20 protein-coding genes are annotated in these 26,509 nt (G+C 65.8%); 7 read left to right on the top strand and 13 right to left on the bottom strand.

Going from position 1 to position 26,509, the window contains the following annotated elements:
• Positions 1 to 89: 89 nt before the first annotated feature.
• Complete coding sequence (locus tag I3J27_RS25440; protein WP_270161637.1) at positions 90 to 5,861, bottom strand: apolipoprotein A-IV repeat region-like domain-containing protein; 5,772 nt, start codon at positions 5,859 to 5,861, stop codon at positions 90 to 92.
• A gap of 397 nt (positions 5,862 to 6,258) precedes the next feature.
• On the opposite strand from I3J27_RS25440, the gene I3J27_RS25435 reads away from it, so the two are divergent.
• Both I3J27_RS25435 and I3J27_RS25430 read left to right on the top strand, forming a co-directional pair.
• Entirely contained in the window at positions 6,259 to 6,633 is a 375-nt protein-coding gene (locus I3J27_RS25435) for an Hpt domain-containing protein (protein WP_270161636.1), read from the top strand.
• A 168-nt stretch (positions 6,634 to 6,801) separates the two neighbouring features.
• On the top strand, positions 6,802 to 7,122 hold the full coding sequence (locus I3J27_RS25430; protein ID WP_027560383.1) for a 2Fe-2S iron-sulfur cluster-binding protein: 321 nt from the start codon (positions 6,802 to 6,804) through the stop codon (positions 7,120 to 7,122).
• A gap of 13 nt (positions 7,123 to 7,135) precedes the next feature.
• Here I3J27_RS25430 and I3J27_RS25425 read toward each other — a convergent pair whose 3' ends face one another.
• A complete protein-coding gene (locus I3J27_RS25425; protein ID WP_270161635.1) occupies positions 7,136 to 7,603 on the bottom strand; it encodes an acyl-CoA thioesterase in 468 nt (155 codons plus the stop codon).
• 182 nt (positions 7,604 to 7,785) lie between these two features.
• Here I3J27_RS25425 and I3J27_RS25420 point away from each other — a divergent pair, with 182 nt between their 5' ends.
• A complete protein-coding gene (locus tag I3J27_RS25420) occupies positions 7,786 to 8,814 on the top strand; it encodes an NAD(P)/FAD-dependent oxidoreductase (RefSeq protein ID WP_270161634.1) in 1,029 nt (342 codons plus the stop codon).
• Positions 8,815 to 8,922: 108 nt separating this feature from the next.
• Positions 8,923 to 9,528: a DUF2147 domain-containing protein gene (locus I3J27_RS25415; RefSeq protein WP_270161633.1), complete on the top strand. Its 606-nt coding sequence runs from the start codon at positions 8,923 to 8,925 to the stop codon at positions 9,526 to 9,528.
• 209 nt (positions 9,529 to 9,737) lie between these two features.
• Here I3J27_RS25415 and I3J27_RS25410 read toward each other — a convergent pair whose 3' ends face one another.
• Positions 9,738 to 10,880 carry a hypothetical protein gene (locus tag I3J27_RS25410; RefSeq protein ID WP_270161632.1) on the bottom strand — a complete coding sequence of 381 codons (1,143 nt, stop codon included), beginning with the start codon at positions 10,878 to 10,880 and terminating at the stop codon, positions 9,738 to 9,740.
• Between the two features lie 350 nt (positions 10,881 to 11,230).
• Here I3J27_RS25410 and I3J27_RS25405 point away from each other — a divergent pair, with 350 nt between their 5' ends.
• Complete coding sequence (locus I3J27_RS25405; RefSeq protein ID WP_270161631.1) at positions 11,231 to 11,587, top strand: hypothetical protein; 357 nt, start codon at positions 11,231 to 11,233, stop codon at positions 11,585 to 11,587.
• A 168-nt stretch (positions 11,588 to 11,755) separates the two neighbouring features.
• Here the strand turns inward: I3J27_RS25405 and I3J27_RS25400 are convergent, their stop codons facing one another.
• The 3 genes from I3J27_RS25400 to I3J27_RS25390 all read right to left on the bottom strand — a co-directional run bounded on the left by I3J27_RS25400 (position 11,756) and on the right by I3J27_RS25390 (position 14,258).
• The gene (locus I3J27_RS25400; protein WP_270161630.1) at positions 11,756 to 12,025 is read right to left on the bottom strand and encodes a hypothetical protein; all 270 of its coding nucleotides are present in this window, start codon (positions 12,023 to 12,025) and stop codon (positions 11,756 to 11,758) included.
• Between the two features lie 191 nt (positions 12,026 to 12,216).
• A complete protein-coding gene (locus I3J27_RS25395) occupies positions 12,217 to 13,515 on the bottom strand; it encodes a sensor histidine kinase (protein WP_270161629.1) in 1,299 nt (432 codons plus the stop codon).
• A 62-nt stretch (positions 13,516 to 13,577) separates the two neighbouring features.
• A complete protein-coding gene (locus I3J27_RS25390) occupies positions 13,578 to 14,258 on the bottom strand; it encodes a response regulator transcription factor (protein ID WP_270161628.1) in 681 nt (226 codons plus the stop codon).
• Between the two features lie 340 nt (positions 14,259 to 14,598).
• On the opposite strand from I3J27_RS25390, the gene I3J27_RS25385 reads away from it, so the two are divergent.
• Positions 14,599 to 15,504, top strand: coding sequence for a MipA/OmpV family protein (locus I3J27_RS25385; protein WP_270161627.1), 906 nt, complete (start codon positions 14,599 to 14,601; stop codon positions 15,502 to 15,504).
• A gap of 3 nt (positions 15,505 to 15,507) precedes the next feature.
• Positions 15,508 to 16,248 carry a hypothetical protein gene (locus tag I3J27_RS25380; protein WP_270161626.1) on the top strand — a complete coding sequence of 247 codons (741 nt, stop codon included), beginning with the start codon at positions 15,508 to 15,510 and terminating at the stop codon, positions 16,246 to 16,248.
• A 17-nt stretch (positions 16,249 to 16,265) separates the two neighbouring features.
• On the opposite strand, the gene garD is transcribed toward I3J27_RS25380, so the two are convergent.
• From garD to I3J27_RS25345, 7 genes are all read right to left on the bottom strand, one after another.
• Positions 16,266 to 17,807 (bottom strand): galactarate dehydratase, encoded by a 1,542-nt coding sequence (gene garD / locus I3J27_RS25375; protein ID WP_270161625.1) that lies wholly within the window; start codon positions 17,805 to 17,807, stop codon positions 16,266 to 16,268.
• 120 nt (positions 17,808 to 17,927) lie between these two features.
• Positions 17,928 to 19,376 carry an aldehyde dehydrogenase family protein gene (locus I3J27_RS25370; RefSeq protein ID WP_270161624.1) on the bottom strand — a complete coding sequence of 483 codons (1,449 nt, stop codon included), beginning with the start codon at positions 19,374 to 19,376 and terminating at the stop codon, positions 17,928 to 17,930.
• Positions 19,377 to 19,393: 17 nt separating this feature from the next.
• Entirely contained in the window at positions 19,394 to 20,737 is a 1,344-nt protein-coding gene (gudD, locus tag I3J27_RS25365; protein WP_270161623.1) for a glucarate dehydratase, read from the bottom strand.
• A gap of 24 nt (positions 20,738 to 20,761) precedes the next feature.
• Positions 20,762 to 21,706, bottom strand: coding sequence for a 5-dehydro-4-deoxyglucarate dehydratase (gene kdgD, locus I3J27_RS25360; protein ID WP_270161622.1), 945 nt, complete (start codon positions 21,704 to 21,706; stop codon positions 20,762 to 20,764).
• 130 nt (positions 21,707 to 21,836) lie between these two features.
• Positions 21,837 to 22,742, bottom strand: a complete 906-nt coding sequence (locus I3J27_RS25355; protein ID WP_270161621.1) for a LysR family transcriptional regulator — start codon at positions 22,740 to 22,742, stop codon at positions 21,837 to 21,839.
• Between the two features lie 125 nt (positions 22,743 to 22,867).
• On the bottom strand, positions 22,868 to 24,220 hold the full coding sequence (locus tag I3J27_RS25350) for an MFS transporter (RefSeq protein WP_270161620.1): 1,353 nt from the start codon (positions 24,218 to 24,220) through the stop codon (positions 22,868 to 22,870).
• 295 nt (positions 24,221 to 24,515) lie between these two features.
• Positions 24,516 to 26,471, bottom strand: a complete 1,956-nt coding sequence (locus I3J27_RS25345) for an SGNH/GDSL hydrolase family protein (protein ID WP_270161619.1) — start codon at positions 26,469 to 26,471, stop codon at positions 24,516 to 24,518.
• Between the last annotated feature and the right edge of the window lie 38 nt (positions 26,472 to 26,509).

The following is a 26,509-nucleotide window of genomic DNA, read 5'->3' as shown; positions in this document are numbered from 1 at the left end:
GTTCCTGCTCGTTATTGCAACGGTGGGCTCAAACAAAAACGGAGGCCGTGAGGCCTCCGTTTTCATTCTCTATTCGTTGTCGCCGCCGCTTACCCCAACCGGCCCGCCGCATGCGCGAGCAGCGTGTACACGAGGCCCGTCTCCGAGGTCAGGTGGTTGCGCAGCTCCTGCGGGCCGCGGCCGTCGCGGGCGACTTCGTCGAGCAGGCGCTCGAACTCGGCGACGTAGCGGTCGACCGTGCCCTTGAAGTTGCGGTCGGCGCGGTACTTGCGGGCGACCTCGTCGAAGGCCTTCTGGCCGGCCGGCGTGTAGAGGCGCTTGGTGAAGGCCTTGTTCTCGCCGCGCTGGTAGCGGTCCCACATCTCGGCCGCGAGGTTGCGGTCCATCAGCCGGCCGATGTCGAGCGACAGCGACTCCAGCGGATTGCTGCTGGCCTGCGGGGCCTGCGGCTGCGGCGCGGGGGCGGCGCGGCCACGGGGAGCCTGACCGGTCGGAGCGCCCTGGTTGGCGTCGGTGCGGTTCAGGAGGTCCGACAGCCAGCCGTCACGGCCCTGGTCGTTGCTGGAGGGCGCGACCGGCGGCGCTTCGGTGCGGCGCGAGGGCGCCGGCATGCCGAGGTCCGGCGGCGGCAGCGTCGAGGCGCTGCCGGTGTCGCGCATGCGGGTCTCGGTGCCACGACCGCCCGCAGTCGCCATCATCGGCTCTTCTTGACGCTGGACGGCGACGGAAGCGCGGCCCGCGGTGGAGACGTCGAGACCACGGCCGTGCTGGGCCACGATGCGGTTGAGCTCGGCCAGAGCCTCGATCTGGTCGACGATCACCTTGCGCATCTGCGCAGTGCTCTCGGCGGCCTCCTGCGGCATCTCGAGCACGCCGCGGCGCAGCTCGTTGCGGGTGGCTTCGAGCTCGTTGTGCATCTCGAACGCCATCTGCTTCATGCTGGAGACGAGGTTGGTGAACCGTTCGGTCGACTGCTTGAACATCGTGTCCGCCTCGTCCGTGGTCTGGCGGTAGATGTCGTGCATGGCCTCGATGGTCTGGCGGTGCTCCTCTTCGGACGCCGCGCGCACCGCCTCGAACTGGCGAGTGATCGCGGCCGAACCTGCGCCGGCGGTTTCCGCGACGACGCGGGCGATGTCGCGGGCGCGCTCTTCGGCAGCGGCCAGCGATTCATCGAGCAGGCCGGTGAAGCGCGACAGGCGCTGGTCGAGATCGGCCGTACGCAGGTCGATCGTGGTGACGAGCGATTCCAGCGCCTGCTTGCGCTCGGCGAGCGAGGCGGTGGTGTTCTTGTTGCTCTGCTCGACGACCTGCGCGGCCTCGACCAGGGCCTTGCCGTGGGCGTCGAACTGCGTCGACAGCTCGCCGAGATCCTGGAGCGCCCGCGTGGTCTTGCTGTTGAACACGTTGAGCTGGTCTTCCAGGTTCTGCGTCGCAGCGCCGTTGCGCGAGGTGACGTCGTTCATCGCCGAGACGAAGTCGGCGACACGCGTCACCAGCGCCCGCTCGAGCGAGTTGAGGTTGTCGTGCGCACCGGTCAGCACCTCCTGGAGCAGGATGTTGCCTTCGCGCAGACGCTCGAACAGGGCGACCGTGTCGGTGCGCAGGATCTTGCTGGTCTCCTGCATCTCGGTGACGGCCGCGATCGAGACCTGGCGCGACTGGTCGATCGCCGAGCGCGAGGCCTGCTCGAGGTCCTTGAGCGACTTGCCGACCGCGCTGGTGGCGATCTCGCTCGCCGCGTTGATGGTGCGGGCGACTTCCGAGCCGTTGCCCATCATGGTCTGCGAGAACGCGTGGCCGCGCGTCTCGATCGACTTCAGCGCGTCGGAGGTGACGCGGTCGATGTCGAGCGTGAGCTGGCTGGTCTTCGAGCCGATCGCGTCGACGAGGGCGCCGCGCTTGGCGTCGATCATGTTCGACAGGCGGTCGGCCTGCTGCTGCACATAGGTGACGATCTCGTCGGTCTTGCCGGTCATGGCCTGGCCGAAGCTGCTGCTGGCCGCGAGCACCGAGCGCTCGACATCGGCAGAGCTCGACTTGACGCGCGAGCTTGCCTCGTTGGAGGCGTTGATCAGCGCATTCTGGGCGTTGAGCGCGCTGGTCTGGATGTCGTTGGTCGCATTGGTCGTGGCCGTGCTCAGCGCGCGCTCGATCTCGGTCGAGATCGTGCGGATCTGGCTTGCGGCATCCGCCGAGGTCGAGGTCAGCGAGGTCTGCGCCTCACGCGCGCTGTTGAGGATGGTCGAGGCGGTGTCGGCGCCGACCGAGGTCAGCGTGCGCTCGATGTCCGTGGTCAGCGACTTGATCTGGCTCGCCGCGTCCGTCGAGGCGGAGATCAGCGTGCCCTGGGCCTCGCGGACGCCGCTGGTGAGCGCCTCGATGGTGGCGCCGCCGGCGGTCGCCAGCGCGCGCTGCATCTCGGCCGCGAGCGAACGGACCTGGCTGGTCTGCTCGGCGGAGACGGTGAGCAGGGTGCTCTGGGCGTCGCGGGCGCTGGTGGTGATCGTCTCGGCGGTCGACTGGCCGACCTGCGAGAGCGACCGATGCACTTCCGCCGCGAGCGACTTGACCTGGCTCGCCGCATCCGAGGACGCGTTGACGAGCGTGCTCTGGGCTTCGCGAGCGCCGGTCATGATGGTCTCGGCCGTCGAGGTGCCGGCCATCGAGAGCGAGCGCTGCACGTCCGAGGACAGCGCCTTGATCTGGTTGGCGGTCTCGGTCGAGGCCGCGATCAGCGTGCTCTGCGCATCGCGGGCGCCGGCGGTGATCGATTCCGCCGTGGTGGAGCCGGCCATCGACAGCGAACGCTGCACGTCGGCGGTGAGCGTCTTGACGTGGTTGGCCGCGTCCGAAGACGCCGTGACGAGCGTGGTCTGCACCTCGCGGGCGCCGGCCAGGATCGAGGCGGCGGTCGCAGAGCCGGCCGCCGAGAGCGTACGCTCGACGTCGGCCGCGAGCCCCTTGATCTGGTTGGAGGCATCGCCGGAGGCTGCGACCAGGGACGACTGCGCCTCGCGGGCGCTGGTCAGGATCGAGTTCGCAGCGCCGGTGCCGACCGCGGTCAGTGCGCGTTCGACCTCGGACGAGGTCATCTTGAGCTGGGCGTTGACGTCGGAGGAGACTGTCATCAGCGACTGCTGTGCCGTGCGCGCACCGGTCTGGATCGTCTCGCTGGTGTTGACCACGAGGTTGGTGAGCGAGCGCTCGGCGTCCTCGACATGCGAGCGGATCGCGGTCGAGATCATCTCGGCGCGGGACATCATGTCCTCGCTGGCCTGGCGGCCGCTGCTCTCGATGCGGCCGGCGACCGCCTCGACACGCGAGCCGAGCAGGTCCTCGAACTGTGCCACGCGCACGTCGATGTCGCTGGCGACCGCGCCGACCTTGGTCTCGATGGCCTGCTGGATGTCCTGGAAGCGCGCCGTGACCGTGTCGGTCAGATGCGTGCTGCGGCCGTCGATGATCTCGGCGACGCCGGTGATGCGGCGGTCGACCGCCTCGATCGCCTGCGCGGTGCCGTCGGTCAGCGTCGAGGTCAGCAGCGTGAGGCGGGTGTCGATCGACTGCACGGCTTGCGAGGCGCCGTTCGTCACCGCGGTCGTCAGGTAGGTGAGGCGGGTATCGATCGACTCGAGCGCCTGCGTCGCGCCGCCGTTCAGCGTCGTCGTCAGATGGGTCAGACGGGTATCGATCGCCTGGATCGTCTGCGAGGCGCCATCGGTGAGCGTCGTGGTAAGGCTGGTGAGACGGGAGTCGATGGACTCGAGCGCCTCCGAGGCGCCCCCGGTGAGGGTCGTCGTAAGGTTGGTGAGGCGGGAGTCGATGGACTCCAGAGCCTGCGACGCGCCGCCCGTGAGCGTGGTCGTGAGGTGCGTCAGCCGCGTATCCACTGACTGGATCGCCTGGGCGGCACCATCGGTCAGCGTCGTCGACAGCGCATTCAGGCGTCCGTCGATGGTTTCGGTTACCGACTTCGCGCGGGTGTCGAACGACTGTTCGAGCGCGGCGACGCGCCCGACCAGTTGCTCGTCGAAGGTCTTGATGTGGCCTTCGATCGTGCCATCCAGGCTGGCGATCTTGCCGTTCAGCGAAGCGTCGAGATTGCTGACGCGTTCGCCGACTGTGGTCTCGAACTGCAGCAGGCGCTGGTCGAGCACAGCGGTGATTGCGCCGCCATTGGAGGTGAAGCGGGTGTCGAAATTGTCGACATAGGTCTTCAGCGACTCATGGATGTCCTGGGTGCGCTGGCCCATGCGATCGACGATCTCGCCGCCGAACGTCTTCACGGTACGGTCGAACTCGGAGATGTGGCGGGTGATCAGTGCGCCCAGCGTGCCGGAGTCGCGGGCGAACTTCTCGACCAGCTCGGTGCCCTGGTTCTTCACCAGCTCGTCGAACGCGCTCATCTGCAAGGAGAGAGAATCGTGCGCGGTCTCGGTCTGGCTGACCACCTTGGCGACGAGGGTGTTGACGGTGGCGTCGAGCGCCTCGCTCGCCTTGTCGCCGGAGGTCATGATCTGGCCGGCGAGGCGGTTGCCGGCGTCGTCGATCTTGGCGGAGAGGTCGTTGGAACGCAGCTCGAGCTCGAGCAGCAGCGAGTCCGACGAATTCTTCAAGCTATCGTGCACCTGCTCGGTGCGCTCGGAGATGCCGTCGACGATCGCGGCGGAGCGCTGCTCGAACTCGCCGGTGATGCGGTCGATACGCTCGTTCAGCATCTCGTGGACGCGGTCGGCGAGGTCGACGAACTCGTCGTGGACGTGGCCGGTCTTGAAATTGAGGCTGGTGGTCAGCCGCTCGCTGGCGTCGAGCACGGCGCGCGTGGTCTCGTTGCTGGCTTCCTCGAGGCGGTCGAGCAGGTCGCCGCCGCGCTCGCCGAGCGCGAGGATCATGTTGTCGCCGGCATGGCTCAGCGCGCCGGTGATGTGGGCGCCGCGCTCTTCCAGCGCGCCGGTGATGGACTTGGCGACCTCGTCGACGCGCGAGGCGATCGCGTCCGAGATCAGCGCGATGTCGTGGCGTAGATCGATCTGCACGCCGGAGATGGCGCTGCGGACCTGCTCGGCCTGGCCGACCAGATTGTCGCGTTGATGCGCGATGTCCTGCAGCAGGGCGCGGATACGCACTTCGTTGTCGGAATAGGCGCGTTCGAGCGCGGCGACCTCGTTGGCGACCAGCGTCTCGAGCTCGCCAGCGCGTGCGATCGCCCGCTCGATGCCGTCGCCCATCGCCGCGACCTCGCGGCGGATGGCCTGGCCGACGGTGACCATGGAATCGGAGGCCGAGCCTTCGGGCTCGGAGAAGCGGATCGCGACCTGCGCCATCGCCTGCGCGATCATGCGCATTTCCTGGCCGCGCCAGACGAGGCTCGCGAGGAAGTAGAACAGCATGATCGGCGCGAAGAACATCGCGACCAGGCCGGCAATCACGAGCACGCCGCCGCTCTGGCCCATGGCCGCCTGGATCGAAGGCAGGAAGCCGAAGGTCAGCGCGGCGCAGGCGGCGAGCCAGACGCCGGCGAAGATGGTGGCGAAGGTATAGACGTTGCGGGCAGGGCGGCCCTTCTGAAGCGCCTGGAGCAGCTGGCCGATGGTCTCGCGGTCGTCATTGGCGGCGCGGCGCGAGCGCGGCTCCTCGATCGGGTCGAACACCGCCCGTTCGTTGGCGGCAGGACGCGGCTCGAAGCTCGGCTCGTCGAAGATCGAGGGCGCCGGCGGTGGCACCGGAGGCGAGGTTTCGTTGCGCATCGAGGCGTTGCGGCTGGTGTCCGCGGCCGTGTCGCTGATGTTCAGGGCTTCCTGGATCGCAGAAAGCGCAACTTCTGTGGGGTCTTTGACCTTTTTCGGAGTGTTCGCCATGTTCAGTCCGAGCCCTCGTTACTAGTACGCGTCCCCCCGCGAGCCCTGCGCGCTACGCAAGCCCACAGACCGGATCATGCCGCTTGCGCGGATTTCCGAGCCGTCCCCACCCGGACGGCTTGTCCGCCAATTTCTGCAACATCCTATTGGCAGAGCGTCGCGAATGAAATGGCTGCGATTAAGACAATCTTAATCATCGTTAACAGGATCGCGCCGTAACGCCTTAGCAATAAATGGAATTCTCCACCGGACTCGCCGGATTGCGGCAACTTTTCGTCAATAAACGGGCGGAATTGGGTAAAATAGCCCGAACAATTCGTTAACCATTTCCATGCTTGGGTGAAGGGAACCTGACCGCCGGACCGGCGGCCCATCGTGCGATGCCGGGGCCTGCGCCATGACGCCTGAACTGCAACGGATGGACTGGATGCCTTCGCCCCCGCTTGCACCCATCGACAGCCCGCTCGACCTCGATCATCTGTCGCGGATGACGCTTGGCGATGCCGAGCTGGAACAGGAAGTGCTGGCGATGTTCGCCGAGCAGGCAGTCCGTCTGGTCGCGGCCATGGCGGCGCTGCCGGCGGAGGCCGGTCCACTTGCCCACAAGCTCAAGGGCTCGGCGCGCGGCATCGGCGCCTTTGCGGTGGCGGACGCCGCAGCCAGCCTGGAGACCGCGATCCAGACCGGTCATGGCCGGCCCCACGCCTTCGCCGCGCTGAAAGAGGCGGTGACCGAGGCCCGCGCCGCCATCGAGGCGATCCTGAAGCACTAGGGTTTTGACTCGCTCAAAATCAGGGTCTAGTCGTTTGTTTTGACGCGATTTCTTCGCGCGAACCGGGGGCCATTTCGCGCGAAAACGCTATGGCGCCGGGCTGACCGACCCGTTATAGGACAGCCCGGACCCTCCTTCATTCCCAACATCGCGGCAGCACGAGCACACATGGCCAAGATTCACTTTGTCGACCACAAGGGCGAAACCCGTACGGTGGAAGTCGAGAACGGCGCGACCGTGATGGAAGCCGCCATCCGCAACAGCATTCCCGGCATCGAGGCCGAATGCGGCGGCGCCTGTGCCTGCGCAACCTGCCATGTCTATGTCGACGAAGCCTGGCGCGAGAAGGTCGGCAGCCCGACGCCGATGGAAGAGGACATGCTCGACTTCGGTTTCGACGTGCGCCCGAACTCGCGCCTGTCCTGCCAGATCAAGGTGTCCGACGAGCTCGACGGGCTGGTCGTGGCGACACCGGAACGCCAGGCTTAATCAGCCTCACATATCATGCGCTCGGCGGCGCGACTTCGATGCCGCGCTTGTGCCAAGGTCTGAGCTTCTCGATCACCTCTGCGGTCAGCGGCGCCGGTCGCCGCGTCGCCTCGTCGATCATGACGCCGACCGAAATCGCCGAGGCGATGCACTTTCCTTCCGAGAACACGGCCTGCTCGAAGGTCACCGACGTCCGCCCCAGTTTCACGACGCCAAGGCCGAGTTCGATCGTGTTCGGCCAATGCAGCTCGGCGCGGAAATGGATGTCGAGCCGCACCATGATCCAGGCGAGGCCCGGCGGCGTCAGGCCGTATTCCGGGCTCTTCATCAGCGTGACACGGCCGGTCTCGAAATAGGTGGCGTAGACCGCGTTGTTGACGTGCTGGTTCGGATCCAGATCGCCGAAGCGGACATTGTCGCCGAGGCGATAGGGATAGTCCTCCGGGCGCGGCGTCGTATCGAGGCGGCTTGGTGCGTTCACCGATTGATCTCCGTCATATCGCATCCCGTTACAGCCCAGTTATCCTGACCCGGCAAGTGGGCGTGCTTGCGGGGCGCTCCCGCTTTTATGCCTTCCCTGATCCATTCCCGTTGGCTAGACAGGCAGGGTCACCTCGGCCCAAAGGGCGCCGTCCAACCGATAACGATCGATAAAGAGACGACATGAGCGACGTGATCAAAACCGATGTGCTGATTATTGGCGCCGGCCCCTGTGGCCTGTTCGCCGCCTTCGAGCTCGGCCTTCTCGACATGAAGGCGCACTTCGTCGACATCCTCGACAAGGTCGGCGGCCAGTGTGCCGAGCTCTATCCGGAAAAGCCGATCTACGACATTCCCGGCATTCCGCAGGTTTCGGGGCAGGGCCTCACCGAGGCGCTGATGGAGCAGATCAAGCCGTTCCATCCGACCTTCCATCTCGGCGAGATGATCGAGACAGTCGAGAAGATCGGCGATCCTCTGTTTCGCTGCACCACCGACGCCGGCAAGGTGTTCGAATGCAAGGTGGTGGTGATCGCGGCCGGCGGCGGCTCGTTCCAGCCCAAGCGTCCGCCGGTGCCGGGCATCGAAGCCTATGAAGGCAGCTCGGTGCACTACTCCGTGCGCAAGATGGAGACGTTCCGCGACAAGAACGTGCTGATCGTCGGCGGCGGCGATTCCGCGCTCGACTGGACGCTCAATCTGCATCCGATTGCGAAGCGCATCACGCTCTTGCACCGTCGCGACGATTTTCGCGCCGCCCCCCACAGTGTCGAGCAGATGCGCGCGCTGGTCGCCGGCGGCAAGATGGATCTGCGGCTCGGCCAGGTCACCGCGCTCTCGGGCGCCGATGGCAAGCTCTCCGGTGCGACCGTCAAGGGCAACGACAACAGCGTCAGCGAAATTTCCTGCGACACCATGCTGCCGTTCTTCGGCCTGACCATGAAGCTCGGTCCGGTCGCGAACTGGGGCATTGCGCTGGAGAACAATCTGGTGCCGGTCGAGACGAGCGCGTTCGAGACCAACGTGCCGGGCATCTTCGCGATCGGCGACATCAACACCTATCCCGGCAAGATCAAGCTGATCCTGTGCGGCTTCCACGAGGGCGCGCTGATGTCGCAAAAAGCCCATCGTTACGTCTATCCGGATAAGCGGCTCGTGTTCCAGTACACGACCTCGTCCTCCAGCCTGCAAAAGAAGCTCGGTGTCAACTGACGGCGCCGGGAGCGGGCAGGCGATGCCCCATGTTTCTGGTGCTGGAACCGTTCGCGAAATCGCCGTAGTCTGCGGCCATTGCAGTGGCGGCTTAGCAAGGTGATCATAATGCGGAATCTCTTTTCCAGCTTTCGGCTGCTCTCGCTCCTCGCGCTCGGTCTCGTGCTGACGTGTGGTGCAGTGAGGCCGGCTGGCGCGCAGGCGCAGCAGCCGACTGCTGCGGGTCTCTGGCAGAAGGTCGAAGACGGCAAGACGGTGGGATGGTTTCTCTTCATCGACCACAACGGCATCTTCGAAGGCGTGATCGCAAAGACCTTTCCGCGTCCCGGCGACGATCCGAACGAGGCTTGCACGAAGTGCACCGACGATCGCAAGAATGCACCGGTGCTCGGGCTCTCCTTCATCCGCGACATGAAGCGCGACGGCTTGAAGTATGACGGCGGCAACGTGGTCAATCCGCGCGACGGCAACATCTGGAAGGCCAAGATGACGGTCAGCCCGGATGGCCAGACCCTGACCATGCGCGGCTTCCTCGGCATTTCCCTGTTCGGCAAGGACGAGACCTGGACGCGCCTGCCCGACGCCAACCTCGCCCAGGTCGATCCCGCGATCGTCGCGAAGTATCTGCCCGCGCAGGCGACCGCCGCGACGAAGCCCGCGCCCGCGCCTGCGAAGAAGGGCGGCGCGATGATGGCGCCGGCGCCGAAGCAGTAGGCTGCTTTCGCGTTCGTACGGCGCTCGCCTCATACTCCCTGTCATTCCCCGCGAAGGCGGGGAATCCAGGACGCCGCGGCTTCTCCGTATCCTCGCACTGTCTCTGGAATACTTGATCGTCCGCTCCAGTGCGCAAATGCGCACGAGGCGGGCGATGACGGCTAAGTATGTGGCTTGTGCGTGCCTCGATTTCGCGGGCTACAGAATCGTCAATAGGTCCGCGCCTTCTTGCAGGGCGCGTAGAACGTGCCGTTGCCGGTAACGACGCGCTCGAGGCAATGCCGGGGATCGGTGATCTCGCCCTCGACCTGGAAATAGTAGGCCTGCGTTCCCAGACTCAGGATGTAATAGCCTGGCGGAAGGTTGAGCTCTGAATCGCCGGCATGAAGCTCGTACATTTCGGGCGTCCCTGGAATCGGGGACGCTCGGAACGGGTAGGCGATGTTGCGGACAACTCCGAAATCGTCTCCGCCATTCGGTGTCTTTCCTGCGGCATCGGTCGAATACTCCCTGGCGACTTTCGCCACGACGCGAACCTCGACGCGTTCGGGAATTGCCTTTGCGACATCGCGGCGAAACACGATGAACTTGACGCGGCCGTTGGACAAACGAGGCCGATCCGGCTTTTTGAAAGCTGCAGAAATCGCAATCCGCATGTCCGGCGCCATCACGCCCGTCGCATTCAACTCCGTCAGCGACTTGTCGTCGATCAGGGCGTAGATGCCGTAATCGGTCGGAAGCACGCGCGTTGGGGCGGGCGCGGCGGTGACCATTTCCGGCTTGGTGACCGTGATCGTCGTCTCCGGCTTGGGCGCGACCTGCGCGATCTCCGGGGGCTGAGACGAAATCAGCCGGCGCAGCGCGGCGATGTTGTCTCGCTGCGAAACGATCAGGACGACGGCGCCGACGGCAAGCAGGATGGCCGCCGTGCGCTTGATCACCGGTAGAAGCGGGCTCGAGATCGTGGGCAGCTTGCTGCGGGACATCCCGATCCCTGATCGCAGGACGGTGGCGTCGCCTGACACCAGAACACCGCCTGCCTCACTTGCCCTGGCTGACGTGAGTTGTTGTGACGGCAAACGCTCCAGCGGCGCCTCGTCACGCGAGAATTTTTCGACCTCCTCGATTGCGACCTCGAGCGCCTGCTTGATCTGATCGATGTTCCTGGCGTCGGCGTGGGTGAACTGCTCCTGGAGCTTGTAGCGGGCGAGATCGTAGACCATCTGCCGCCTGGCCTCCGGGTCGTCCCTCACCGTATCGAGCATGCGCGAAATCACGAGCGCAAACTGCACCTGGTTTGCGGGCAAGTCGGTCGGGTCCTGCTGGCTGGGAAGCAGGTCTTTCGAACTCATAGCACTGACGGTCCAATGCCAGTCACGCCAACACCCGATTTCTCCAATTGAAACAGTTGATTAAGCGATGCGGTCGTCTCTGCGGCAAGTTCGTACACGCCCTTGCGCGACAAGGAAAGCCTCCAAAAGAGCCGCGGCAAATCGCCGGTGCGTCACACATGCGGGACCGGCGCGCCGGTCGAGAGCGCCACGCGCGGCAGTAGTTCTCCGGAATGCGCGCTGGCGCCGGATTTGCATAGGTGTCGCAAGGAAGCTGGGGGAACGAGTCGCCGCCGCTGCGCTGTCTCATTGCGCGGCCGAGAAGGCGACGTTGTTCGTCCCCTGCGGCGATGACTCCGTGGGAACGCGACATGAGACTTGCAGGATTATCTGCGGCAGCGCTGCTCGGGCTGGCGGCGCTGCTGGCGACATCGGCGCTGGCCCGCGACGACGGGCGCTACGCCAATTCGCCGCTGAAACCCTGGTTCGAGAGTCTGCACAGCGCGTACGGGCAATGCTGCTCGGACGCCGACGGCTACGTGGTCGCCGATGTCGACTGGGAGTCCGACAAGGGCCGGTTCCGCGTGCATATCGACAACGAGTGGGTCGTGGTGCCCGACGGCGCCGTGATCACCGAGCCGAACAAGATCGGCCGCACCATGGTGTGGAAGCACTATATCGACGGCCATCCGCGCGTGCGCTGCTTCATGCCGGGCAGCATGACGTGAGGCGCGCGAGCGTCGAAGTCGGAAGAGATCGTCATGGCCGGGCTTGCCTTGGCCATCCACGCCTTGGGTGAGGGTACGAAGAACGCGGATGCCCGGGACAGGCCCGGGCATGACGTTTGTGGAAAGCTCAGCGCGTATCGGATGCGATCGTCGCAAGGGAGGAGCCGATCAGCGCGCCTCGCGCTCCGTCGTCGCGCTCGCAAGCCGCTTGACGCGCGGCGACAGCACCGAAACTTGCGCAGGCGAGGCGGGCATGCCGGCGACGATCATCGCGGGCGCGGTCGACTGCTCCTCGACGCCGGCACCGCCGAGCACCTGAACTTGCGTTGCCGAGATCGGAAACGACTGCACTTCGTAAGAGGGAAGCTCGTCGGCAAACGCACCGGCCGAGGCCGCAATCATGGCGCCGGCAACGGCAATCATTGAAAGAACGCGCATTGGAAAATCTCCGTTGAAGGTATCAATCGGAGGTTTGGTCGCCGCGATGCAGGAACAGGTTCGCTCGTGTGCGAACATTCGATCGCCGCCAGCGAACATATTTGGTTGCTTGACGCGAAAGGATGAAACGCAGAAGACGTTTTTCGCGCAAATGTTTCCGGACGGTTTCGCGAGGGGACGTAGATAGCCCGCTAGTGTGCTTGCAGGTCGAGCTGCGGCGATCTCGTCGTCGCGCTCGCCTCGGGAAAGCGCAGGCTCATCGTCGTGCCCCGGCCGGGCACGGAGGAGATGACGAGCTCGCCGCCGTGAGCGGCCATGATCTCGCGCACGATCGACAGGCCAAGGCCGGCGCCGTCGCCCGCGCCGTTGCCGGTCTGGAACGGCTCGAGCAGCCTGTGCTCCGCGTCATCGGGCAGGCCGGCGCCGTCATCGTCGATCGAGACGTTGCCGCGGCCGAGCGTGGCGACGATGCGTCGGGCGCCATGGGCGTGGATCAGCGCATTACCGACCAGATTGGCGAGCGCGCTGCGAACCGCGGCGTCCACGCCCTGCACCAGAAGCGGACCGTCTTCGGCGCGCTCCAGCGCGAGCTCAATACCGGCGTCCAGCGCCGAGGGGCTGAAATCGGCCAGCACGTCCAGCGTGATCTGGGCAAGATCGATCGGCCGTTTCTCGATCGTGTGGTTTTGCAGTCGCGCCAGGTCGAGCATGGCGGAGACCAGCGACGTCAACCGGCGGACGTCGCGCACCAATTCGGCCCTCAGGGCCGGTTCGGGCACGTCCTCGATCTTTGCGCGCAGAAGCGTCAATGGCGTGCGAAGCTGGTGTGCAGCATTGCCGAGAAAGCGGCGTTGCCTCCTGATGTAGGCGTCGATCTCGCCGAAGGCGCGGTTCAGCGCCTCGACCAGAGGCCTCAGCTCGGAGGGCACCTCGGACAGGGATATCAGGCCTTGCGGGGCCGCCGGGTTGATCGCGAGCGCCCGACGCGCCACCCGTTCGATGCCGCGTGAGACGAAACGTGCAGCAAGCGCCGAACCGATCGCGACGGTCGCGGCAAAGGCCAGCGCCACCAAGAAGATCGAAAAACTGCTGCGGACGAGGAAACTCCTCGCAATCCGGCCAAAGCGGACCTGAGGCTCGCCGACCATCGTCGTGAGCCGCAAAGAGCCCCGTTGCGCAACGGCGAGACAGAACGTGCTGCTCTGGTCGGCGGTGCTGAAAACGGACAGGCCGACGGGTCCGCGATAGGGAAAGGCGAACGGGAGGGCGGGCCGGAGTTCGCTACCATACTCGCTGATCAGATCGCCCGCGGACACGACGTACCAGAGGTTTGGGCTGTCCGCCTTCAGCTCCTCGAGGGCGGGAGTGGGACGTACCGTCAGGTTTTGTCCATCGATCACGGTGGCACGATCGAGAACGGCCGCCACGGCCCGACAGGCCCTGAACTCGCGCTCTTCCAACGGGTATCGCCAGATGAAGATACCGACCATGATCAGGAAGATCGTCGTGGCGGCGATGCCGAGCGACAGCGCAAACGTCCGGGCGATCGATCTCATTGAGGAGTAGCCAGCCGCAGGATGTAGCCGATGCCGCGCATGCTGCGGATCTCGACGTCGCCGCCGAGCTCGGCCAGCTTCTTGCGCAGGCGCGAGACCTGTGCTTCCAGCGTGTTGGACTCGATCTCGTCGTCGAAGCCGTAGATCTCCTCGATCAGGGCGGCGCGGGTGATGACGCGGTCTCGCCGCATCAACAGCGCCGCGAGGATCAACGCCTCGCGCCGCCGCAGCAGGATTTTCGTGTCGGCGACCACCGCCTCGTTGCTGCCGAGGTGCAGCTCGACATTGCCGAGCGACAGCACCGAGGGCGCGAGCAGCCGGGGCCGGCGCAACACCGCGCGCACCCGTGCGATCAATTCCTGCGGCTCGAACGGCTTGCCGAGATAGTCGTCGGCGCCGGCGTTGAGGCCATCGATAACGTCTTCCTTGGCGTCCTTGGACGTCAGCATGATGATCGCGGGGCGCTCCTGCGACTGGCCCAGCGCCGTAACCACCTGGAGCGCATCGCCGTCGGGCAGCATCCGGTCGACGATCGCGAGATCATATTTGAAATTGTCCAGCGCCTGACGGGCATCGGCAATCGAGCCGACGAGGTCGACGATGCCGTGTAATTGCCCGAGCAGCCGGCTGATATAGGTGCCGATCTGCGGTTCGTCTTCGATCACGAGGGAACGCACGCGGGTCGTCCTTGACTCTGCTGGGGCAACAAGACCCTGAGCGTGATGCTCCCTGGCCGAAGTCTGGTGTTTCGGCTCGTGCGCAGGGTTCCCATTAAGGCAGCGAGCTTGGCGAATAAAAGGCAGTAACGAGAGCGCTCAGCGGCCCTGGCGGCCAAAGTTTGGGAGCGTGAGCGCGGCGCGGCAATGTTCGGGCAATGTTGATCCGGCGCCGCGAGCCAGGAACGGTGTGGGCGACGGTTTTCGCCCTGCAATCTTGGGGCAATTTTACCGGGCCACATGCTGGGCTCCTAACCAACACGAGTCGACCAGGCCAGCAAGGCCGGTCCGGGGCCCTGTAATGAAGCATTTTGACGAACCCGCTCTCGATCCTGCGGCGAGCGCGCAGCAGACCATGCTGACCGCTTTCCTTGCCGCACTCGGCGCGGTCATGGCGATCCCTTTGGCCATCCCTCAGTCGGCATCGGCGCAGACCGCATTCACGTTGCCGGCCCCGCCGTTCGACGTGCCGATGCTGCCGTCGCCCTCCGGCAACTGGACTGTCATGGTCGGCATCGGCGGGGAGTACAGGCCGGATTTCGTCGGTGCGAAGAACGACAAATTCGTTCCGATCCCGATCTTCACAATCCGACGTGCGGGGTCGATCGATCAGTTTCGCGGGCCTCGCGACAGCGCCAGCATCGCGCTGCTCGACGTCGGCAATTTTCGCGCCGGGCCTGCGTTCAAATACGTCGCCTCGCGCAAGAGCGACAAATATGCCGAGCTGACCGGCCTTGGCGACGTCAAGGCCGCCTACGAGCTCGGCGGTTTCGTCGAGTATTATCCGGTCGACTGGCTGCGCCTGCGCAGCGAATTGCGCCAGGGCATCGGCGGTCATACCGGCACGGTGGCCGATGTCTCCGCCGACGTCGTCCTGCCGCTGATCCAGCGGCTCACGATCTCGGCCGGCCCGCGCTTCACCTGGAAGAGCACCAAGGCGACCGCGCCGTATTTCGGCGTCGATGCCGCGCAGGCAGCGGCGTCGGGATTGTCGATGTACGACGCCAGGGGCGGCGCGCATTCGGTCGGCTTCGGCAGCCAGATCTCCTACCGCATCAATCCGCAGTGGGAGGTCCATGCCTATGTCGAGTACGAGAAGCTGCTGGGCGACGCGGCCGATAGTCCGCTCGTGAAGCTTCGGGGCTCGTCGAACCAGACCACCGTTGGGATAGGCGCGTCCTATTCGTTCGACTTCAGGATCCGATAGGACATGCGTCGCAGAGTCATCCTAGGTCTCGCCTGCGCAATCGCTTGCGTTGCCCTCGGCGCCGCCGCGGCGTTCGAGACGCGTGCGACGCGACTCCAGGCGATCAAGACCGTCGGCATCGTCTCGGCCATCGGCGAGGAGATGAGCCTGACGCAAGCCGGCCTGATCGGCCTGGGCAATAGCGGGCAAAGCGTCTCGATCAGCGCATGGAGCCTGGACGAGCTGATCGTCCAGCAGGCGACCAGACTGCTGAGCGGACGCTTCCGCGTGCAACCGGTCAGCTACAGGCGCGCCGCGTTCGCCGCGATCAGGGATTCAGCGGTTGCGCCCGTCAATCTCCTGCGCAGCGATCCCTTCAAGGAGCTGGTCCGCAGCGATGTGGCTCCGCAGGGGCTGGATGCGTACATCGTCATTACCCGCGCGAAGTCGAAGCTGGGCAACGGCCGCATGGTCGAGGGCGTCGGGCTCGCCCAATATCGCACGCTGCTGGCGGACTACGGCCTGATCCACGCGCTCTACGAAGTCCGCGTGATCGAGGGCAAGTCGTTCGACGTGATCGAGAAGCGGGCGGCCGCGCCGCTCGACAACACGGGGACCATGCGGCTTGCAGGTCCCAGCGGGCCGGTCGACGAGACGTTTGAAGGGCCGGCTTCGAGTGAACGGCTGCGCGCGGCAATTGCCGATCTCATCACGCGCAGCCTGCCGGTCACGCTGGGCGACATGCACCTGATCGACAGTCAGTGAAGCCGGCTGGCCGGCGTTCAGGTCACCGGCGCCGGATTGAACAGCGTGAGATCGTTGTGGATGCCCCAGCGATCCGACCACGGCTTGGTGCGGCCGCTGGCGACGTCGAGGATCAGGCGGAACAGATCCCAGCCGGTTTCCTCGATGGTCTTCTCGCCGGTGGCGATGCCGCCGGCGTCGAAGTCGATCAAATCCTTCCAGCGGCGGGCCAGCTCGGTGCGGGTCGCGACCTTGATCACGGGCGCAGCCGCAAGGCCGTAAGGCGTGCCGCGGCCGGTGGTGAACACTTGCAGCGTCATGCCGGAAGCGAGCTGGAGCGTGCCGCAGATGAAGTCGGACGCGGGCGTTGCCGCGAACACCATGCCCTTCTGCGTCGCCTTCTCGCCGGGCGAGAGCACGCCGGTGATGGCTGACGACCCGGACTTGACGATCGAGCCCAATGACTTCTCGACGATGTTGGCGAGGCCGCCCTTCTTGTTGCCGGGCGTGGTGTTGGCGCTGCGGTCGGCGCCGCCGCGGGCCAGATAAGAATCGTACCAGGCCATCTCGCGCACCAGCGCGCGGCCGACGTCCTCGTTGATCGCGCGTCGGGTGAGCAGCTGAATGGCGTCGCGCACTTCGGTCACTTCCGAGAACATCACGGTGGCGCCGGCGCGCACCAGGAGGTCCGCGGCGAAGCCGACGGCGGGATTGGCCGTGACGCCGGAGAAGGCATCGCTGCCGCCGCATTGCAGGCCGATGACGAGGTCGGAGGCCGGGCAGGTCTCGCGGGTGCGGGTGTTGAGGATCTTCAGGCGGGCTTCGGCCTGGGTCATGATCGCATCGACGATCGCGCCAAAGCCGTCAAACGCCTCGTCCTGCATCCGCACGATGGCGTCGCTGACGCCTTCCGGCACCAGCCGCTCCGGCGCGAGCTTCTCGCAGCCGAGGCTGATGACGAGGATCTCGCCGCCGAAATTCGGGTTCTGCGCGATGTTCTGCAGCGTGCGGATCGGCACCACGGCATCGGGCGCGTTGATGGCGACGCCGCAGCCATAGGCATGCGTCAGCGGCACGACATCGTCGACATTCGGGTATTTCGGCAGCAGCTCGGCGCGGATGCGTTTCACCGCATATTCCATCGTGCCCTTGACGCATTGCACGGAGGAGGAGATGCCGAGGATGTTCTTGGTGCCGACCGAGCCGTCGGTGTTGCGAAAGCCTTCGAAAGTAAAACCTTCGAGCGGCGGCAGCGGCGCGGGGACAGCCGTGGAGATCTCCAGCTTGTCGAGGGCAGGGGCCTCCGGCATGCGGATGCGCGCTTCGTCCACCCATTCGCCGGCCAGGATCGGCGAGAGCGCGTGGCCGATCACCTCGCCATAGCGGACGATCGGCGCGTCCTGCGCGATGTCGACCAGTGCGGTCTTGTGCCCCTGCGGCACGAAGGCGCGCAGCGTCAGTCCGCTGGCGAAGCGGGAGCCGGTGGGAAGCCCGAAATCGTTGACCACGATCGCGACATTGTCGCGCTCGTTGAGCTTGATGTAGCGGGGCTGCTCTTTCGCTGCGACGTCCTGGTCCATCTGCTCTTGCCTTAGAACTTGAAGTCATAGGGTGGGCAAAGGCGCAACGCGCCGTGCCCACCATGCTTCACGTCAAACGTAGGCGGTGGGCACGCTTCGCTTTGCCCACCCTACGATGTCTCAGCCCGGAAAAGTATAGGCCGTCTTCACCGTGGTGTAGAATTCGCGCGCATAGGAGCCCTGCTCGCGGGCGCCGTAGCTCGAGCCCTTCCGGCCGCCGAACGGCACGTGATAGTCGACGCCGGCGGTCGGCAGGTTGACCATCACCATGCCGGACTCGCTGTTGCGCTTGTAGTGCGAGGCGTATTTCAGGCTGGTGGTGCAGATGCCGGAGGCGAGACCGAACTCGGTGTCGTTGGAGATCGCCAGCGCCTCCTCGTAGTTCTTGGCGCGGATGACGGCGGCGACCGGTCCGAAGATTTCCTCACGCGCGATGCGCATGTTGTTGTTGGCTTCGGTGAACAGCGCCGGCTGGAGATAATGGCCGGGCGTCTCGCGCTTGAGCAGCTCGCCGCCGAAGGCGAGCTTGGCGCCCTCGTCCTGGCCGATCTTGATGTAGCGCAGGTCCTGGTCGAGCTGGCTCTGGTCGACCACCGGGCCGATATGCACGCCAGCCTTGAGCGCGTCGTCGACCGTGAGGCCGTTCAGGCGCTCGGCCATCGCCGCGACGAAGCGGTCGTGGATGCCTTCGGTGACGATCAGGCGCGAGGAGGCGGTGCAGCGCTGGCCGGTGGAGAAATAGGCGCCGTTGACGGCGACTTCGACGGCGGTCTTCAGGTCGGCGTCGTCGAGCACGACCAGCGGATTCTTGCCACCCATCTCGAGCTGGAATTTCTTCATCGGGTTCGACAGCACGCAGGCCTGCGCGATCTTGCGGCCGGTCTGCACCGAGCCGGTGAAGGAGATCGCCGCGACGTCCGGATGCTCGAGCAGGGTCTGGCCAACCACCGAGCCGGAGCCGACCACGAGGTTGAACACGCCGGTGGGAATGCCGGAGCGGGTGATGATCTCGGACAGCGCGTGCCCCGAGCCCGGCACCAGCTCGGCCGGCTTGAACACCACCGTGTTGCCGTAGCAGAGCGCCGGTGCGATCTTCCAGGCCGGGATCGCGATCGGGAAATTCCAGGGCGTGATCATGCCGATGACGCCGACCGGCTCGCGGGTGAGCTCGACGTCGAGGCCCGGGCGGACGGACGCACCCTTCTCGCCGATCAGGCGCAGCGCTTCGCCGGCGAAGAACGCAAAGATCTGGCCGGCACGCGCAACCTCGCCGATGCCCTCGGGCAGGGTCTTGCCTTCCTCGCGGGCGAGCAGGCGGCCGAGCTCTTCCTTGCGGGCGAGGATTTCGAGCGAAATCTTGTTCAGCGCGTCATAGCGCACCTGCGGCGTCGATTGCGCCCAGGCGGGGAAGGCGGCCTTGGCGGCGGCGATCGCCTTCTCGGTCTGCGCCTTGTCGGCCTTGGCGTATTCACCGACGAGGTCGTTGGTGTTGGAGGGGTTGATGTTCTTGGTGACGCCGGAGCCGTCGACCCATTCGCCGCCGATGAAGTTCTTCAGGATCGCAGTCATAGCTTCCTCCAGAGTTTTTAACGAACCAGGCAGGGACGCTTGTCGTCGAAGGTCCAGCCGGGGATCAGGTCCTGCATGGCCATAGCGTCATCGCGGGCGCCAAGTCCATGCTGCTTGTAGAGCTCATGCGCCGCCTCGATGGCGGCGCGGTCGATTTCGACGCCGAGGCCTGGCCTGTCGGGGACGGCGATCTTGCCGCCCTTGATCTGGAGCGGCTCCCTGGTGAGCGCCTGGCCGTCCTGCCAGATCCAGTGGGTGTCGATCGCGGTGACCTTGCCGGGGGCGGCGGCGCCGACATGGGTGAACATCGCGAGCGAGATGTCAAAGTGGTTGTTGGAGTGCGAGCCCCAGGTCAGGCCGTTGTCGCGGCAGGTCTGGGCCACGCGCACGGAGCCTTGCATGGTCCAGAAATGGGGATCGGCCAGCGGAATGTCCACCGCGCCCAGGCGCAGCGCATGGGAGAGCTGCCGCCAGTCGGTGGCGATCATGTTGGTCGCGGTCGGCAAGCCGGTGGCGCGGCAGAACTCGGCCATGATCTCGCGGCCGGAGAAGCCGCCTTCCGCGCCGCAGGGATCCTCGGCATAGGCGAGGATGCCATGCATGTCCTTGCAGAGGCCGATCGCCTCGTCGAGCGACCAGGCGCCATTGGGATCGAGCGTGACGCGCGCGTCGGGGAAGCGTTTTGCGATCGCGGTGACGGCCTCGATCTCGTGCTCGCCGCGCAGCACGCCGCCCTTGAGCTTGAAATCGGCAAAGCCGTAATGGTCGTGAGTGGCTTCGGCGAGCCGCACCACGGTGTCCGGCGTCAACGCCTCCTGATGACGGAGGTTGAACCATTCCGGTTTGCCGGTCTCGCCTTGCACGTAGCTGAGCTTGGATTTACGCCGGTCACCGACGAAGAAGAGATAGCCGAGCGTTTCGACGCTGTTGCGCTGCTGGCCCTCGCCGAGCAGCGCGGCGACGGGCAGGTTGAGATGCTGGCCGAGCAAATCGAGCAGCGCGGACTCGATCGCGGTGACCGCATGGATCATCACGCGGAGATCAAACGTCTGCTTGCCGCGGCCGCCGGCATCGCGATCGGCGAAGGCCGTGCGGACGTCGGCGAGGATGTTGTTCATCGCGCCGACGGTCTTGCCGATCACGAGATCGCGGGCGTCCTGGAGCGTCTGCCAGATCTTCTGTCCGCCCGGCACCTCGCCGACGCCGGTGTGGCCGGAATTGTCGGTGAGGATGACGATGTTGCGGGTGAAGAACGGCGCGTGCGCGCCGCTCAAATTGAGGAGCATGCTGTCGCGGCCCGCGACCGGGATCACCTGCATCGCCGTGACGATCGGTGCGCCAGAAACCTCGGTCTGGGCCATCGCACGCTCCTCCCTGTTGTCTTGCTATTCTGCAGCCTGTTGTGACGATCGGATGGCAGGCAGATTCTTCACCAGCGCGGTCAGTTCCGCAATCTCCTGCTCGGTCAAATCGGTCAGCGGCGGCCGGACCGGGCCGGAATCGCGGCCGATCACCTTCATGCCGGCCTTGATGATCGAGACCGCGTAACCCTTCTTGCGGTTGCGGATCGCGATCAGCGGCAGGATGAAGTTCTTCAGGCCGGCATTGATCGTCTCGTGGTCGCGCTTGCGCACCGCGGCGTAGAATTTGGTGGCGAATTCCGGCACGAAGTTGAACACGGCCGAGGAATAGGTCGTCACGCCCATGTCGAGATAGGGCAGTGCGAAGGTTTCCGCGGTCGGCAGGCCGCCGACATAGGTCAGGCGATCGCCGAGCTTGGTGTAGACGCGGGTCATCAGCTCGATGTCGCCGATGCCGTCCTTGTAGCCGACGAGGTTCGGGCAGCGTTCGGCGAGGCGGGCGAGCGTATCTGGCTGGAGGATGGCGTTGTCGCGGTTGTAGACGATCACGCCGATCTTCACGGCGGCGCAGACCGCCTCGACATGGGCGGCAAGGCCGTCCTGCTCGGCATGGGTGAGATAGGGCGGCAGCAGCAACAGGCCGTCGGCGCCGGCCTTCTCGGCGCCGATCGCGATCTCGCGCGCGGTGGCGGTGCCATAGCCGGTGCCGGCCAGCACGGGCACGCGGCCCTTGGTCTCGTCGACGGCGATCTTGACCACTTGCGGAACCTCGCTCGGCGTCAGCGAGAAGAACTCGCCGGTGCCGCCGGCGGCGAACAGGCCGGCAACGTCATAGCCGCACAGCCAGTCCATGTTGGCGCGGTAGGTCGCCTCGTCGAAGGAGTAGTCGGCCTTGAAGGGTGTGACGGGGAAGGACAGGAGGCCGGATCCGATCTTCTGGGCCATTTCCTGCGGGGTCATCTTGCTCATGGGCGCTGCTCCCTGATTGCGTGTTGTGGAGGACGCGGGCCGAAAGCCTGCGCGTCCATGCGCCGTTGTTTAGGCAACCGTTCGATGCGCGTCCAAGCCAAAGCCTATATCGACCGATGCGGATTGAGCATCAATCTTCCATCACCTCCGCCGAGGACAATTCACCGGCGATTTTCACCAGCGCCGCGAGCAGTGGATCCTCGTTGTCGCGCCGCCAGACCATGAACAGCTCGGCGGGTAAGCGCGTGCGCAGCTTGAGCGGCCGCAGGCGGACGTCCGCGATCTTCAGGCTCGCCGCCGCCGCCGGCACGATGGCAAGGCCGAGGCCGGCGCGGACCATGGCGAGGATCGAGTGGATCTGGCTCAGATGCTGGACATAGCGGGGAAGGATGTCGGCGCGGGTGAACAGCGCCACCAGCAGATCGTGGAAGTAACGGCTCTCATAGGGCGAATACATCACGAAGGGCTGGTCGTCGAAGTCCTTGATGGTGATGCTGTCGGCGTTCGCCAGCGGATGCTTCTTCGGGATCGCGGCGAGCAGGGGTTCGGCGACGACGCGGCGGCTGGTGAGCTCGGGGCGCGCGATCGGCGGCCTGAGCAGGCCGGCATCGATCTGGCCCGAGGTCAATGCCTCGAACTGGTCGCCCGACACCATCTCCTTCAGCGAAAAATCCACCTCGGGCAGCTTGGCGCGGCAGGCGGCGACGAGCTCGGGCAGGAAGCCGTAGGCGGCGGCTGCGGTGAAGCCGATCTTGAGCGAGCCGGTCTTGCCGAGCGCGATGCGGCGGGCGACCTGCGAAGCGCTTTCCGCAAGCTTGAGGATGCGCCGCGCCTCCGGCAGGAAGCTGCGCCCCGCGGGCGTCAGGCGCACCGAGCGGCTGGTGCGCTCCAGCAAGGGCGCGTCGATGATGTGCTCGAGCACCTGGATCTGCCGGGACAGCGGCGGCTGGGTCATGTTCAGCCGCGCGGCGGCGCGGCCGAAATGCAGTTCCTCCGCCACCGTGACGAAACAGCGGAGCTGGTTGAGGTCGAACATCGATACATGCCTTAGATGAATAAGGCGTTTCCCCGGCACTTCTAGCATCGATCACTCCCAAAACAAAGACGGCGGCTGTTAAGCCGCCGTTGAGTTGCCTGGTCCGCTCCGGTCACCCGGAGTTCTCAGGAGGAACGTTTGAGCACCACCCGCTCGATCTTGCCGACGATCACGAGATAGGCGAACGCGGCGACCAGCGCATTGGCGCCGACGAACACCAGCGCGCCGTTGAACGAGCCGGTCGCGGCCAGGATGTAGCCGATCACGATCGGGGTGGTGATCGAGGAGAGGTTGCCGAAAGTGTTGAACAGGCCGCCCGAGACGCCGCCGGCTTCCTGCGGCGAGGTGTCGGAGACGACCGCCCAGCCGAGCGCGCCGATGCCCTTGCCGAAGAAGGCGAGCGCCATGAAGCCGACCACCAGCGCCTGTCCGTCGACATAGTTGCAGGCGATGATCGACATCGACAGCAGCATGCCGCCGACGATCGGGATCTTGCGCGCCAGGGTCAGCGAGCCGGTCCTGCGCAGGATCGCATCGGAGATGATGCCGCCGAGCACGCCGCCGATGAACCCGCACAGCGCCGGCAGCGTTGCGACGAAGCCGGCTTGCAGGATCGACAGGCCGCGCTCCTTGACGAGATAGACCGGGAACCAGGTCAGGAAGAAATAGGTCAGCGTGTTGATGCAGTACTGGCCGAGATAGACGCCGAGCATCATACGGTTGGAGAGCAACTGACGGATATGATCCCATCCGGAGCCGGACTCGGGCGCGCGCGCCGGCTTCAGATCATCTTTGGGCGCGTCGAGGTCGACCAGCGCGCCGCCTTCCTTGATGTAGTCGAACTCGGCCTCGTTGATGCCGGGATGCTCCTTCGGACCGTAGATGGTCTTGATCCAGACGAGACCCATGATCACGCCGAGCGCACCCATCACGAAGAACACGAAGCGCCAGCCGTAGGCGTGCGCAATCCAGCCCATCAGCGGCGCGAAGATCACGGTCGCGAAATACTGCCCCGAGTTGAAGAAGGCCGAGGCGGTGCCGCGCTCATTGCCGGGAAACCAGGCCGCGACGATGCGGGCATTGGCGGGGAACGAGGGCGCCTCCGCGACGCCGACCAGGAGGCGAAGCGCGAACAGCACGGTGATGGCGGCGCCCGCGCTGAGGAAGCCGACCCAGCCCTGCATCATCGTGAAGATCGACCAGACGATGATGCTGAAAGCGTAGACGAGGCGCGAGCCGTAGCGGTCGAGCAGCCAGCCGCCCGGCACCTGCGCTACGACATAGGACCAGCCGAACGCCGAGAAGATCCAGCCCATGGCGACGGGATCGAGATGCAGCTCCTTGGAAAGCGCGGGGCCTGCGATCGACAGCGTGGCGCGGTCGGCATAGTTCACGGTGGTGACCAGGAACAACATGGTCACGATGAACAGCCTGACGCGAGACCTCCTCACGTCCGCTGCGGACACCACTGCGCTCATCACGCGCCTCCTTAGAACTTGAACATTTCCTCAAGGCGAGTCCTAGAGGCGCGTGCGGCAGAGTGTCCAAGTTCAAGGCAGTATCGATCGATGCCGTTTTTGGATTGATGGAACGGCAGGTGGGGGGAACGTTACGTGGAGATGGCGAATGCGCGCGTCACGCGCCGCTGTCATTCCCCGCGAAGGCGGGGAATCCAGTACGCCGCGGCGTCTCGATTCAATCACTGCTGTCACGGAGTACTGGATTGCCCGATCGAGTCGGGCGATGACAGCGTTCGTGTGGAGGCAGCGTGGCCTACTGCTGTGCGCGCGGCAGCAGTGGCGCGAGAAGGCCGCGCGTCACGCCGGGCGGCGCCGCGTCCAGCCCGAGCACGCTGCTCGCAGCCGGCAGCGCCGCGTCTGCCATCGCGGCGTGGCCTTCCGCGCTTGGATGCACGGCGCCGCCGTACACCGCCGAGAGCACACCCCAGGTCGCGTCGTGGATATCGGTCGGCTGGCTCGCCGCGGGCAAGCCTTGTGGATAGGTCATCGCGGCAAAATAGCTGTCATTGGCGTCGCGGATCCAGCGCGCGCGCGGCAGGTAGGCGCGGTACTCCGAGGCGCCGCGGCCGCACAGCATCGGCTGGCTCGCCGCGCTCACGATGTCTGGATTGAAGCTCTGGCCGTTCTCGGCGAAACACGCGCGGTCGAATTCGGGATCGTTGCCCGAATGGGCGCAGAAGCCGTGATCGGCGAACGCGGCCTGATGCGAATCCACGAAGGTCATGCGGTCGGCTTCGGGATCGCGGCATAGCGCACCTCGTGTGCAGGTGGCGAGACCTTTCAGCTGCGGCAGGAATTCGGTGTCGACGAAGGTCGAGACGCGGGCGAGGCGCTGCGGGTCGGCGTTGAAGGACGGATGGATGTCGAAGCCGGCGCGGCCGCCGCGGCAGGGCACGCCGCCGTCCGCGAGCGCGGGATTGGCGTAGGAGACGTAGACCACGTGCGAGAGATCGCCGCCGACCAGCGGCTTCAGCGCCTCGCGCAACTTGACGAAATTCCGCGGCAGCTCCCGCGCCAGCGCATCGCGGGAATCGTCGACGCTCGCCATCACGCCGGAGCGGCGGAACAGCGCGCGCTCGGTCGCGGTGTCGACGATGACGTCGGCGACGAGGCCGGAGAAGTAGATGTCGTTGGCGCCGATCGAGAGCAGCACGAGGTCGAGGGTGCGATCCGGCTGGCGCTGTTTGGCGGCGGTAAGCGCCTCGCGCATCTCGGCGACCTGCGCGTTCACGCTGGTGTTGCAGACGCCGGTCTTGCCGGGCGGGCATTCGCGGGCGCGCTGTGAGCCCAGCAGCCCGTCGCCGATGCTGGCGCCGGTGCAGGCGAGCGGCAGGAAGGTCACGGCGACGTGGGTGTAGCGCACCGCGAGCGCGAGAGCCGTGCGGGCCTGGTAGCTGTAGAGCGAGCGATGGCAGGGCGAATTAAACCAGAGCGCACTGTAGTGCTGCCAGTTGGCGAGCGTATCCGGCGCCTCGCAGGCGCGGCCGCCCTTATATCCGGCCCGGCTCGGCCGGTAATATTGGCCTCCGCCGGCGGTGCCGAGATAGGAGCGGAAGCAGAAGCCTTCGTCCGACAGCGGCAGCGGCCGGTCCGGATTGCCTTCGCCGGACGCGATGCTGTCCCCGAGGCCGGCCACGAAGATGTCGCGGACCTGGATCTCGGTCTGGACCCGCTGGGTCGGGTCGGAGCCGGAGGAGACGTCGACGCTCGCCACCGTCGGCTTGCCGTAGCGGACGCGCAAATTGATCGGCTCGGCGCAGTCGAAGGTCGAGGTCTGCGGGCCGTCGCCGTCGTCGAACGACCAGGCGCAGGTCGCGCCGACCGGCACCGCGCCGGTCAGGCGCACCGTTACCGGATGGTCGGTCGGGGTGAGGTAGTTCTCTTTGACATTGTCGCGGTTGCAGGGCTGGTTGACCCGGCCCTGGAGGTCGATGCAGAGCCGGTTGACCATGTTGCGGGCCCAGCCTCGGCCCTCGCTCTGGAGCTCCAGCGACTGCTCGGCGGCGAGGACGCTGCGGTTACGCGCGTTCTCGACATGGAGTAGGAAGTCGCGCTCCTCGCGGAACAGGCGGAAGCGGTTGCGGACCTCCCAGGAGATTTGCATCGCGCCGGCGTCCTGCGCGGCGGCGCGCTGGAGCGGCCAAGACGTCAGAATTCCGGCAAGCAGCAGGGCGCCTGCGGAGAAGGTGCGAAGAGATGATCGGATCATGGCCCGCGTGTTCAACGGCAAAGTTGAGGCGGAAATAA

It is taken from the genome of Bradyrhizobium xenonodulans (assembly GCF_027594865.1).
Lineage (GTDB): Bacteria > Pseudomonadota > Alphaproteobacteria > Rhizobiales > Xanthobacteraceae > Bradyrhizobium > Bradyrhizobium xenonodulans.
This window is presented reverse-complemented; position numbering and strand designations above follow the sequence as displayed.